Origin of the sequence: Bradyrhizobium sp. (assembly GCF_019242285.1) — a bacterium.
In the GTDB taxonomy this organism is placed as follows: domain Bacteria; phylum Pseudomonadota; class Alphaproteobacteria; order Rhizobiales; family Xanthobacteraceae; genus Bradyrhizobium.
Genome location: NZ_JAFAVV010000308.1, coordinates 1 through 12,687, shown reverse-complemented (window position 1 = coordinate 12,687; position 12,687 = coordinate 1). Strand labels below are relative to the sequence as shown.

Sequence of the window (12,687 nt, the reverse complement as noted above, 5' to 3'; positions counted from 1 at the left end):
ACTCGCCGACTTTGAATGGCTGCCATAAAGCCGATACTGGCTGACAAGCCGTCGCTCATGATCCGCGCCCTGGGGGAATAGCCGCCTCGGCAGGTGGAATCAGTGCAGTGGAGCGTCGGTCCCGCTACTTTGCCTTGATTGAGACTGGCGAAATTGCCTGCGCGAAAACAGAATGTTTTCGTGGCGATTCAAGCCGATATGCGTCGCGAGCGGGACTTTTCCAGATTTTTCTCTTTCTTTTTTTCGGAAATGCGTCTATCTTGGCGCATCCCGCCTCATGCAGAGGGACGTACGCGTCGTCACGATACGTGGAGGTGGGCTGCGATGGACATGGACGCGACGCCAGACGTGCGGCGCGGCCGTGGACGGCCAAGGCGTGTGGTCCTGGCGCCGCGACGCTGGCGCTAAGTTGGCGGAGATGATCCGCCGGCGACGGGGGCAAGAAAGCCCGCTCCCCGAGGAGAGCGCGCTATACGCCGTTAAAACCATTGCGCAGGGAAGGCCGGGTATCCTCGGCTGAGCCTGTGGTTCCTGCCCCGTGCGTTATCTGTCGCACGGGGGCCATGGGCACCGGCCGGTGCCCGGTCTTCCCTGCGCCCTCTCATTCGAGGGACACTGTCTTCGGCATCACTCGGGCGCGATCGCGCCGCGAGAAGGCGAGGGGCTGTTTGGAACGATCAAACACTCTCAGGCCCCCGGCGCGCGCTCCCGCAGCGCGCTGACCGAGCGCGGGTCGCGCCCCGAGGCGACACTGGCGAGCGTGATGTCCTCGAGCGAAACACCCGCATGGCGGGTCGAGGAGAAGCTGAAGGTTCCAAGCAGGCCCTTGAAGCCGCTGACGTTGTCGAGCGCGCGCTTGAGCTTGTCGCTGTCGAGGCTCTTCTCCTGCTCGATCACGGCCTTCATCAGATAGAGGAAGTCATAGTGCGGACAGCCGGCGATATAGGCCTCGATGCCCTTGGCGGTGGGGATCTCCAGAAACTTCCTGGCGAGCGCAAAGTGGCGGTCGCTGACCGGCTGATCGGCGGTGTAGGTCCAGCCGCGATAATAGACGCCGTAGACGTTCTTCAGCGTCTCCGGCGGCACGAGGTCGAACAGCGCATCGTTGAACAGGTTGACGTGGCCGACGATGTGCGGAAACCATTTCAACCGTGCCATGGCATTGAACGCCATCGCGATGTGAACGTTGCTCGCCATCCAGGCGATGACGCCGTCGCAGCCCGCGGTCTGCAGGTTCTTCACATAGGCGCTGAGGTCGGGCGTGTTCATCGCGTAGCTCTGCACGCTGACCGGCTCGATCCCAGCGAGCTCCTTCATGGTCTGGCGCGAGGCGTCGGCCGCCTCCTCGCCGAACGCCGTGCTCTCGTGCAGGAGGCCGATCTTCTTCAGCTTGAGCTGCTCGATCATGTATTTGGCGGCGACCATGCCTTCCTGCCTGGTCGTGTAGACGCACATGTAGTGATAGGGGTTCTTCTCGGCATTGCCGAGCTCGGAGCCGTTCGCCACCCCGCACTGGATGATCTTCTCCGGCGTCGTGAAGGCGAGCGACGACAATACCTGCGGCGAGCCGGTCGGTCCGACCAAGAGGTTGATGCCGGCGTCCTTCAATTTCTTGATGACGCCCGGCTCCTTCGCCGGCGAGGCCTCGTCGTCCTCCTCCTGGATCACGAGCTTTCTGCCCAGGATGCCGCCGGCCGCGTTGATCTCGGCAAGCGCGATGTCGCCGCCGGCGTAGAGCGGCGCAAAGGAGCTGGCGAGCTTGCCGGTAGTCGGGCGCACCCAGCCGATCCGGATCACGTCCTCGTCGGCGCGCGCGATGCCGCGCCAGCCGAACGTCGCGGAGGCGAGGCCCCCGGTGGCGCCCTGCAACAATCGGCGCCGGGAAGTGGAGAGGGCTGGCCCTGCGGCCGGGGCGGTGCGATCACTCATGCTGGCGTTCTCCCGTTCTTGTTTCGTCGGCCGCCTGCGGCGGTCTTGATTGAGGATAACGTAGATTATGTTACGTACTTCTCCGAGTGCAAGCTTGTCGCCGGCGGGTGCCTGCGGTCGTCAGTCGGCGAGGTCGCCATCGGTGCCGGCCAGGATTTCGAGCGTGCGCTTGAAGAAATTGCGGCGGCTCCTGCCGTCGGCGGTCAGGAGCGGCGCGATGTTGGCCGACAGCAGGATGCGCGCACGCAGCGAGGCCTCCGCCGGCGGAAAGCCGAGATCCTGGAATGCCTGCGCCAGGAATGCCAGCACCAGCCGCTCGGACTTCGCCATGGTCACGGCGGCGCGCTCGTCCATCGTGGCCCATATCCGCATCGCGTGATCGAGCTCGAAAGTACGATCCTCCAGGCTCAGTTTCGCAAGCTGCTGCATCCGCGTCACCGGATCGCCGGCGGTCGCGCGGTCGATCAGGCCCTGCACGCGGTCGGCGCTGTAATATTCGGCGACCGAGCCGAGATAATTCTCGAAATCGGTGAAGTGATGATAGAAGCTGCCGGTGGATACACCGAGCCTGCCGGTCAGGCTCGACAGCTTCAGTCCGGCGATGCCTTGCTCGCGCAGGATGTCCTGGCCGGTGAGGATCCAGTCCTTGCGCGTCAGCCGCCTCTCGCTTGGCCGGCGGGCAGGTTCGCTCGCGGGCTTCGCGCCGCGCCGGAGGGTGGATGGTCGCTTCAACGGCGTGGGCCGGGGCATGTCGGGCGGGCTCTTCTCTCGGGCCTCGGGTGTTCGCCATCCGGGCCGGAACACGCGACCCGTGGCACGCCGCTTCGCACGAAGAGAATCGGCGGCACCCTTGCGGCCACCCATAGCATAAGCTACGTTATGGTCAAACCATGGCTCGGCCCCGGCGGCGGGCAGTTCGAGGAGAGTGGGATGGATCGGCCGTTGATCGTCGGCATGGGCGGCACCACGCGCGAGAACTCCTCGACCGAGATGGCGCTCGAGCTCGGCCTTGCACGGGCCCGCGCGCTCGGGGCCGAGACCGAATGCTTTGCCGGAGAGGCGCTGGACCTGCCGCATTACGGCTCGGCCCGCGCGAATGGCGATGTCCGCGCGCTACGCCTGATCGATGCCTTGCGCCGCTGCGACGGCGTCATCCTGTCCTCGCCCGGCTATCACGGCTCGATGTCGGGCATGCTGAAGAACGCGCTCGACTATGTCGAGGAGCTCCGTGACGACGAGCGTCCCTATCTCGATGGACGCGCCGTCGGCGTGATCGTCGGCGCCCATGGCGCCCAGGCGATCGGTACGACGCTGGTTGCGGTGCGTTCGGTGATCCATGCGTTGCGGGCGTGGCCGACGCCGCTCGGCGTCGGCATCAACTCGACGACGCCGGCCTTCGACGGCGCCGGACGATGCCTCAACCCCGCGCTCGCCGAGACCATTGCGACCATGGTCGGGCAGGTCGTCGATTTCGCACGAATGCGGCGCGCTGCCGAAGATGCCGAATGTACCGTGGCGCGGGCGGCGCGGGTCTAGCGTCACGGCGTCGATCGCGCCGGACAAAACAAACGAGAAATCAGGGAGAGCACCATGGGCCTGAAGACGCCGCAGCAATATATCGAGAGCCTGCGTGACGGACGCGTCACCTATTGGGACGGCGAGCGCATCGACGACATCACGACGCACCCGCGCTTCGCGGTGCCGATCGCGATGACCGCGAAGGACTACGACTACGACGATCCCGAATACCGCGATTCGCGCCGCTACCAGACCGAGGACGGCGGCTTCGCGCATCGCATCTACCAGATTCCGCGTGGCGAGAAGGACCTCGCCAGCCGTATCGGGATGATGGGGCAGAGCGCGATCTCGACGCTGACGACCGGCGTGTTCATGGCGCTGATGAGCGTCAAGGACCTGGTCGCGGAAGCCAACCCGCAATATGCGGGGAATATCGAGCGCATGTACAAATATGCGCGGGACAACGATTTGCGCGCCGCCGAGGTCATCACCGATCCCAAGGGTGACCGCAAGCGCCGCGCCCATGAGCAGGACGATCCGGATCTCTATGTGCGCATCGTCGAGCGGCGGGCGGACGGCATCGTGGTGCGCGGCGCCAAGCTGCACATCACCGCGGCGTCGCTGATCCACGAGCTCGTGGTGATGCCGACCAAGGGCATGCGGCAGGACGAGAAGGACTATGCGGTGTCGTTCTCGATCCCGGTCAATGCCAAGGGCGTCAAGATCATCAACCGCAGCTTCGCGCCGGCCGAGCTCAACCCGTTTGACTATCCTGCGAGCGCGCATCACTCGATGCCCGAGGGTTTCGTGGTGTTCGACGACGTGTTCGTGCCGTGGGACCGCGTGTTCCTGGCCGGCGAGGTGCCGCTCGCCTCCAAGCTCGCGCAGTCGCTCGGGCTGTGGGAGCGGACCGGCGGCGTGGTGGAGGCCACCCGACTGAGCGAGTTGTTCGTCGGCCTCGGCCAGCTCGTCACCGAGATGCAGGGCAAGGAAAGCGACCCGATCGCACAGGCCTCGATCGCCGAGCTGATCACCTATGCCGAGATGATCCGGATGGGGCTCGACTATTCCTGCCGCAACTACGAGAAGACGCCCTCGGGCATGGTGTTCCCCAACACGCTCGGCATCAACACCACCAAATACTACTACGCCGCCAACTACCATCAGACGGTGCGGTATCTGCACGATCTCGGCGGCGGACTGGTGCTGACGCTGCCGTTGGAAGCGGACCTGCGCAACGAGGAGTCGGGCAAGTACATCCGAAAATATCTGTACACCAAGCCGAATGTCGATGTCGAGACGCGGATGCGGGTCTATAATCTGATCCGCGACCTCACCGCGGACGCCTATGGCGGCTGGCAGTTCGTGGTCGCATTGCAGGCCGGCGGCGGCCTGCCGGCGCAGCGGGTGATGATGAACCGCACCTACGACATCGCGAAGGCCAAGGCCCGTGCGCTGGCCGCGGCCGGCGCGACGACGGCGAAGGGCGCGAAGCTGCAGGCCGCCGAGTAACAAGACGGAGCGGCGGCGCATTCCTCGCCGCCGCTTCGACGGGACGTCAAGAATGATAATAACGATAATAATGATAATAGTAATGGCAGGAGAGGGAGCGCCGCCTTGAAGGAGTCCGTGCGCGTAGCCGATGAGACGTTCCGCGCCGAGGTGCGCGCCTTCCTCGCCGCGTCGCTGCCGCCGGAGATGCTGGCGCGGACGCGGACCGCCGTGCATCCGCAGCGCGACGATATCCTTGCCTGGCAGGCGATCCTGGCCCGCAAGGGCTGGTCGGTGCCGGGCTGGCCTGTCGCGCATGGCGGCCCCGGCTGGTCGGAGCGGCAGCGTGCGATCTTCGAGGAGGAGCAGGCGCTCGCCGGCGCGCCCGAGCACAACATCCAGGGCGTCTCGCTGGTAGGACCCGTGCTCTACACTTTCGGCACCGAGGCGCAACAGCGCCGCTTCCTGCCTGCCATCCGCGAGGGCCGCGAATTCTGGTGCCAAGGTTTCTCCGAGCCGAACTCCGGTTCGGATCTCGCCTCGCTGCGCACCCGCGCGGTGCGCGAAGGCGACGTCTATGTCGTCAACGGCCAGAAGATCTGGACCTCGCAGGCGATGATGGCGGACATGTGCTTCTGCCTGGTCCGCACCGATGCCGGCGGCAAGCCGCAGCTCGGCATCTCCTTCCTGTTGATCTCGATGACGTCGCCGGGTGTAACGGTGCGGCCGATCCAGTCGATCGACGAAGGTTTCAGTCTCTGCGAGGTGTTCTTCGACAACGTCCGCGTCCCCGCCGAGAACCTGATCGGCTTTGAGGGCAAGGGCTGGGATTACGCAAAATTCCTGCTGGCCAATGAACGCACGGCGACCGCCGAGGCGCCGCGCAACAAGCGCTATCTCGTGCAGCTCAAGGCGATCGCCGCTGCCGAGCGCGACGGCGAGACGTCGCTCCTGGCGCAACCCGAGTTTCGTGGCCGTATCGCGCGCGCCGAGGTGGATCTGCTCGCGCTGGAATCCGGCGTCGAGCGCGCCTGGCGCCAGCCTGACGACACGCTGCTGCCGTCGGTCCTGAAATTGCAGGGCACGACGCTGATGCAGACGCTGACCGAGCTCCAGGTCGAGGCGCTCGGCTCCCATGGCGCGGCCTACTTCCCGCAAGGACGGGAGGAGACGAACGAGGCGGCGCCGCCGGCGCCCGAGCATGCGCGCGATGTAGCTGCGGAATTCCTGTTCCGCCGCGCCGCGACCATCTATGGCGGCTCGAACGAAATCCAGCGCAACATCGTCGCCAAGGCGCTGCTCGCCAAGGGCATCGGCACGCCGCAGCCCGATCTCTCCGAGGAACGGCGGATGCTGGCCGACAGCGTCACCCGCTTCGTCGAGAAGAGCTATGGTTTCGATGCGCGGCGCAAGCTGCTCGCGGCCGGATCGGAGGCGATCGCCAGGAACTGGGCCAGCTTTGCCGAGATGGGCTGGCTCGGCGCCGCGATCCCCGAAGCGGCCGGCGGCCTTGGCGGAACGATCGACGACAGCCTGCTCGTGCTTGGTGGAATAGGCCGGGCGCTGGCCGTCGAACCCTATCTCACCTGCGCCGTGCTGGCGCCAAAGCTCGTCGAGCTTGCCGCCGCAGACGCGTTGCGCGTCGAGCTGCTCGCCGGCATCGCCGAGGCCAAGACCGTGCTTGCGCTCGCCCATGACGAAGCCGGCGCGCGCGGACGATGGGAGCACATCGCGACCAGGGCGGCGCAGGTGGAGGGCGGCTATCGCCTCAGCGGAGCCAAGCGCCTGGTGCTGGGCGGCGACATGGCGCAATCCTTCCTGGTGACGGCGCGGCTGCATGGCCAGGCGCGCGACCGCAAGGGCATCGGCATCTTCCTGATGCCGCGCAACGCGCCGGGTCTCGCCGTCATGCCGTACCGGACGATCGATGCGCGCCAGGCGGTCGACCTGCGGCTCGATGGCGTCGAGGTCGAGAGCAGGTGCCTGATCGGTCCGGTCGATAAGGCGGCGCCCGCGCTCGCCGCGGCGATCGACCACGCCATCGTCGGCGCCTGCGCCGAAGCCGTCGGCGCGATGGAGGCGGCGCTGTCGCTGACGCTCGACTATGTGAGGACGCGGCGGCAGTTCGGCCAGCCGCTCGCCGCATTCCAGGCGCTGCAGCATCGGCTCGCCGACATGTATGTCGAGCTCGAGCGCGCGCGCTCGATGCTGGCGCGCGCCGCGTCCGCGCTTGCGCTGCCGGAGGAAGCACGGCGCCGGATCGTCGCCGCCGCGAAAGCCTCGATCGGGCGTAGCGGCCTGTTTGTCGGCCAGCAATGCGTGCAACTGCATGGCGGCATCGGCATGACCCAGGAATGCGCCGCCGGACATTATCTGAAGCGGCTGATGGTGCTCGACATGCTCCATGGCGACGCGCAGCACCATCAGTCCCGCTACACCCAGGACATGGACAATAGCGGGCTGGCTTGAAGTCAAGATGCAGAACGCGGCGAACCAGGCCTGCGACCAGAGGGAGGACAGACCATGGGCGAGGTGAGCCAACCGGCCTTCGTCGACATCAGCACGCGGCTGTCGCGTCATGCGCAAACCCGGGGCGACGCTGATGCCGTCGTGTTCGGCGGTGAGCGGATCAGCTACCGCGAATTCGACCGCCGGGTGAGCCGCTGCGCCAATGCGCTGATCCGGCTCGGCGTGGCACCCGGTGATCGGGTGGCGATGCTGGCCTCGCCCTCGGCCGCGTATCTGGAGGCCTTCCTCGGCACCTTGCGGGCCGGCGGTTGCGCCGTGCCGCTGTCGCCGATGGCCTCCGAAGAGCAGCTTGCGCTGATGCTGGCCGATTCGGACGCGAAGGCGCTGTTCGTCTCCGCCAATGCGATCGAGACCGGCCGCAAGCTGGAGCGCTCCGCGGCGCTGCTGCCCGGCAGCCTGATCGCGTTCGACGGCGCGGAGGAGGGGACCGTCGCCTATGAGGCGTTCGTCGCAGGCGCCACCGACGCGGCGCCGGAGATTCCGATCCGGAGCGACATGCTCTTCAACATCATCTATTCCTCGGGCACCACCGGGGTACCGAAGGGCATCACCCACAGCCACGCCACGCGGACCCTGACGCTCGACCGCTTCGGCGATCTCGGCTTCGGCCGCGGCTGCCGCAGCTTGGTCGCGACGCCGCTCTATTCCAACACCACGCTCGCCTCCTGGCTGCCGACCGTCGGGCTGGGCGGCGCCGTGATCATCATGCCGAAGTTCGACGTGCGCTCCTATCTCGAGCTCGCCGCGGCCGAGCGCGCCACGCACACCATCCTGGTGCCGGTGCAGTATCAGCGCATCCTGGCCGATCCGGAATTCGATCGCTTCGATCTTTCCGCCTTCAAGTTCAAGATGACGACCTCGGCGCCGATGCAGATCGCGCTGAAGCGCGAGATCGCGCGGCGCTGGCCCGGGCCGTTCATCGAGATGTATGGCCTGACCGAGGGCGGCGGCATCTGCGTGCTCGACGTCAAGGCCGACGACGCCAAGCTCGATACCGTCGGCAAGCCGGCATTCGGCTGCGTCGTCAAGATCATCGACGACCGCGGCGAGGAACTGCCGCAGGGCGAGACCGGCGAGATCGCCGGCCGCGGGCCGATCATGATGCAGGGCTACCACAACCAGCCGCAGAAATCGGCGGAGATCCTGTGGCGCGACCGGGACGGCGAGACCTATTTCCGCTCGGGCGACATGGGCTGGTTCGACGACGAGGGCTACCTCCATCTCTCCGACCGCAAGAAGGACATGATCATCTCCGGCGGCTTCAACGTGTTCGCCGCCGACCTCGAAGCGGTGCTGTACCGCCACGCCGACGTCGACGAGGCCGCGGTGATCGGCATCCCCAGCCTCGAGTGGGGCGAGACGCCGCTCGCCCTGGTCGTGCCGCGGCCGGGTACGCATCCCGACCCGGAAACTCTGCGTGAATGGGCCAACGGCCGGCTCGGCAAGGCGCAGCGGCTGAGCCGTGTCGAACTCCGCGATGCCTTGCCGCGCAACACGCTCGGCAAGGTCCTGAAACGCGAATTGCGCGCGCCGTACTGGACCGCGCAGGCCTGAGCGCGCACCTTCACCCCTTCGCCATGGCGCAGGCACTCTCCGCCAGCGGCCGGACGCACTCCTCGGCCGGCACGGTGCTGGCGAGTTTCGAGCAGTCCCATTCCGCGTGCGACTCCTCGGGCTTCTTGACCTGGAACAAATAGGTCGGGTTCATCATCCGCCCGTCGCCGCGCACCGTGCCGCGGCCGAAGGTGGGATCGTCGTAAGGCACGGCTTTCATCTGCGCGATCACCGCGCGGCCGTCATTGTGCGCGGCCTCGGCGCCGACCGTGGCGACGGCCTTGAGATAATGCAGCGTCGCCGAATAGGCGCCCGCCGTGTTCTGCCCGGGATAGGTGCCGTCATTGAGCGCGATCAGGCGTTTCGTGAACGCGCGGGTGCCGTCGTCGCGGTCCCAGTAGAAGGCGTTGGAATAATACAGGCCCTGTGCGCGCTCGAGCCCGATCGCGCGCACCTGGGCCACGTCCATCAGCATGGCGGTGAGCACCGTGCCGTCGGCCTCGACGTTGAATTCCTTGGCCTGCTTCACGGTGTTGGTGAGATCCTCGCCCGCATTGGCGAGACAGACGACATTGGCGCCCGAGCCCTGCGCCTGCAGCAGGTAGCTCGCGAAGTCGCCGGTGCCCGGGAAGGGATGCCGCACGCTGCCGACGACGGTGCCGCCGGCTTTCGTCACGACAGCGGTGGCGTCGCGCACGACGGAGGCGCCCATGGCGTAGTCGGCCGCAATGAAGAACCAGCGGTCGCGCTTCATTCCGAGCAGCGCGTGCGCCACCGTGGTCGCCATGCAATAGCTGTCATAGGTCCAGTGCAGATGATTGGGGCCGCAGAATTTTCCCGTCAGATCCTCGGTCGCGGTGCCCGTGAACAGGATCACCTTGTTCTTCTGCTTGCAGAGGTCGGTCAGGCCCAGCGCCAGCGCCGACATCGGCACGTCGATGATGCAGTCGACGCCGCCATTGTCGAACCATTGCCGGGCGATGTTGAGGCCGACGTCCGGCTTGAGCTGGAAGTCGGCCGAGACGATATCGACCTCGATATTGCCGTTGAGCTTCCGGAAATCCTCGACCGCGAGCCTGGCCGCGGCGATCGAGTGAATACCGGACAGCGACGCGTAAGGGCCGGACATGTCGCCGAGCACGCCGATGCGGATCGGCGCGGTGGCGGCCCGGCCGATGCGCGAGACGAAAGGCGCGGCGAGAATGGCGGCGCCGGATGATCGAAGCAGCCTGCGGCGGCTGAGCGCATGCATGGTGATTTCTCCCTGGTGGCCGATCCCCGACCGGCTCGTTGTCGCGCCATTCGCGGCGCTTGCGTTTCTTTCGGAAAGCGATTCCGTAAGATAAGATAGGTTATGCCGGGTTCCACATCGTATGCAAGAGTGGTTCGTTCGCGTGTTGGGAGAGTTTCGCAAGTGAGAAGAGGACCTGTAGGATGGGCAAAGGAGCGCAAGCGACATGCCCACCATTCTTTCGACAGCACGCCCTGAAATGGTGGGCACGCTTCTGTCTTTGCGTGGTAAGCGTCGGTGCATGTGGCCGCTTTGCCAACCCTACGGATCCAAGACACACGTCGACGTTCTCGCGACGGGATTCGTCCGAGTCTTGCAAACAGGCCACCCTCGAAATCGAAGAGGGCGCAGGGAATGCCGGATGCTGGCCGCACCCATGGCCCGCCTGCAACAAGAACGCAGGCGGCAGTCACCACAGGTTCAGCCGACACAGCCGGCATTCCCCGCGCGATGGTGTTAACGCTTATACGTGCTCTCCCCGGGGAGCGGGCTTTCTTGCCCCCGTCGCCTGCGCGACGCGAAAGCGTCGTCGCAAACTTGGCGCCAGCGTCGCGGTGCCAGGACCACACGATTTCGCCGTCCGCAGCCGCTCCAGTCGTCTTGCGCAAAGACTGCGCCTGAAGCGTTGCGTCCATCGCATCCCACCGCCGACGTCCGTGACGATCGCGAAGCGCCCCTCTCAGTGGCGGCAGGACGGGGTATAATTGGCATAATTTCGGAAAAAATGAAAGAGGAAATTTCGAGCAGCGGCTGTGGCGGCCGCGATCGGCTTGAAGGATTTGAAGAAATCTGATTTTCCGCACGAGCGATTCGGCCGGCATTTCCGTCGCTTCGGTGCTGCGCCGAGGGCAGAAACGCATCCGATCCGCCCCGATGAGGCGAATCAGATGCGGCAGCGTCAGATCACGCCCTCATCACGCAGCCGCGCGATCTCGTCTTCCTTCAGGCCGAGCAGGTCGCGGAGCAGTTCCGTGTTCTGGGCGCCGAGCGGCTCGCCGAGAAAGCGGATCTCGCCCGGCGTCGCCGACAGGCGCGGCACCACGCCGGGGACGGCGAGGGGACCAATCCGCGATTCCGTCATCGCAATATTGCCGCGGGCGCGGTATTGCGGATCTTCGAAAATGTCGGCGATGCTGTAGATCAGGCTCGCCGGCACGCCGCCCTCGGCGCAGCGAGCGAGCACCGTCGCGCAATCGAGCGAGGCGACCCAGCGCGCCACGATCCGGTTCACTTCCTCGCGCGCGATGATCCGGAGTTCCTTCGGGCCATAGTGTTCGGCGGAGGCCAGTTCAGGCTGGTCCATGGCGTCGGCCAGCCGCGCGAACATCGCATCGCTGGTGCAGGCGATCGCGATCCACTTGCCGTCTCTTGTTTCGTAGTGGCTGTGCGGGCAGACATTGACCGCGTCGGCGCCCATCCGCTCGCGCACATAGCCGAGCTTCTGATAGGCCGGGGCGATCTCGTCGAGCACGCGGAACACCGATTCATAGAGCGCGAGATCGATGCACTGGCCTTCGCCCGACGTCTCGCGGGCGCGCAGCGCCACCAGCGCGCCGATCGCGCCATACATGCCCGACATGTAGTCGGCGAGCGAGGTCGAGCCGGGGACGACCGGCGGCCCGTCCGGCGCGCCGGCGAGATAGGTCAGGCCGGAAAAGGCATGCGCGATGCGGGCGAAACCAGGCTGGCCGCGCATCGGCCCATCCTGGCCATAGGCCGAGATGCGCACCAGGATCGCGCCGCGATTGAGCTTCTTCAATTCCTCGTAGCCGAGGCCCACTTCTCCAGCGTGCCGGGGCGGAAATTCTCGACGATGATGTCGCATTTCGCGGCGAGCTGCCGCAGCAGCGCGCGGCCGCGCTCGCTCGAAAGGTCGAGCGTCACGCATTTCTTGTTGCGGGCTTCCGAGAGCCACACCAGCGTGTCGCCGCATTCGGTGTCGGTGCCGAGCCGGCGCAGCGAATCGCCGGTCTTCGGCGGCTCGACCTTGATCACCTCGGCGCCGAACTCGCCGAGGATGGTCGCGCAATGCGGTCCGGCGATGAAGGTGCCGAGATCGAGGACGCGAATTCCGTTCAAGGCGGTCATAATCCGGCTCCGAATGGCGGAAGGGGTGGGATTCGAACCCACGGTACCCTTGCAGGCACGCCGGTTTTCAAGACCGGTGCCTTAAACCACTCGGCCACCCTTCCGTATCAAGAATTTCAATCGCTTACATCACGCCGCGATCGGACGCAACGCGAACAGGGGCCCAAACGGGGGCCAAAGCTCTTACGAGGCGAGAAAACACCCGATGCAAGGCTATTCAGCGTTGATGCCATCGACGCGTCAGCCTGCTTCGCGCGCTTGTGCTTCACAACAAGGTAGAGAGCGCC

Annotated in this window: 7 protein-coding genes, 1 tRNA gene and 1 pseudogene; 4 read left to right on the top strand and 5 right to left on the bottom strand. The window is 66.0% G+C overall.

All coding sequences use genetic code 11. The annotated features are described in order from the left end of the window. Positions 1 to 687: 687 nt before the first annotated feature. On the bottom strand, positions 688 to 1,929 hold the full coding sequence (locus tag JOY90_RS12205) for an ABC transporter substrate-binding protein (protein WP_291691388.1): 1,242 nt from the start codon (positions 1,927 to 1,929) through the stop codon (positions 688 to 690). A 120-nt stretch (positions 1,930 to 2,049) separates the two neighbouring features. Beyond that, positions 2,050 to 2,679, bottom strand: a complete 630-nt coding sequence (locus JOY90_RS12200; RefSeq protein ID WP_291691387.1) for a TetR/AcrR family transcriptional regulator — start codon at positions 2,677 to 2,679, stop codon at positions 2,050 to 2,052. Positions 2,680 to 2,859: 180 nt separating this feature from the next. Here JOY90_RS12200 and JOY90_RS12195 point away from each other — a divergent pair, with 180 nt between their 5' ends. The 4 genes from JOY90_RS12195 (at position 2,860) to JOY90_RS12180 (ending at position 9,021) form a co-directional block, all read left to right on the top strand. Further along, positions 2,860 to 3,465: an NADPH-dependent FMN reductase gene (locus JOY90_RS12195; RefSeq protein ID WP_291691386.1), complete on the top strand. Its 606-nt coding sequence runs from the start codon at positions 2,860 to 2,862 to the stop codon at positions 3,463 to 3,465. Between the two features lie 54 nt (positions 3,466 to 3,519). Then, positions 3,520 to 4,959, top strand: a complete 1,440-nt coding sequence (locus tag JOY90_RS12190) for a 4-hydroxyphenylacetate 3-hydroxylase N-terminal domain-containing protein (protein WP_291691385.1) — start codon at positions 3,520 to 3,522, stop codon at positions 4,957 to 4,959. A gap of 105 nt (positions 4,960 to 5,064) precedes the next feature. Then, positions 5,065 to 7,407: an acyl-CoA dehydrogenase family protein gene (locus tag JOY90_RS12185; RefSeq protein WP_291691384.1), complete on the top strand. Its 2,343-nt coding sequence runs from the start codon at positions 5,065 to 5,067 to the stop codon at positions 7,405 to 7,407. Positions 7,408 to 7,461: 54 nt separating this feature from the next. Further along, positions 7,462 to 9,021, top strand: coding sequence for a class I adenylate-forming enzyme family protein (locus JOY90_RS12180; RefSeq protein ID WP_291691383.1), 1,560 nt, complete (start codon positions 7,462 to 7,464; stop codon positions 9,019 to 9,021). 10 nt (positions 9,022 to 9,031) lie between these two features. On the opposite strand, the gene JOY90_RS12175 is transcribed toward JOY90_RS12180, so the two are convergent. From JOY90_RS12175 to JOY90_RS12165, 3 genes and pseudogenes are all read right to left on the bottom strand, one after another. Continuing rightward, the gene (locus JOY90_RS12175; protein ID WP_291691382.1) at positions 9,032 to 10,273 is read right to left on the bottom strand and encodes an ABC transporter substrate-binding protein; all 1,242 of its coding nucleotides are present in this window, start codon (positions 10,271 to 10,273) and stop codon (positions 9,032 to 9,034) included. Positions 10,274 to 11,210: 937 nt separating this feature from the next. Continuing rightward, positions 11,211 to 12,400 (bottom strand): annotated as a pseudogene (locus JOY90_RS12170) (CaiB/BaiF CoA transferase family protein). Positions 12,401 to 12,414: 14 nt separating this feature from the next. Continuing rightward, a tRNA-Ser gene (locus tag JOY90_RS12165) sits at positions 12,415 to 12,504 on the bottom strand. Between the last annotated feature and the right edge of the window lie 183 nt (positions 12,505 to 12,687).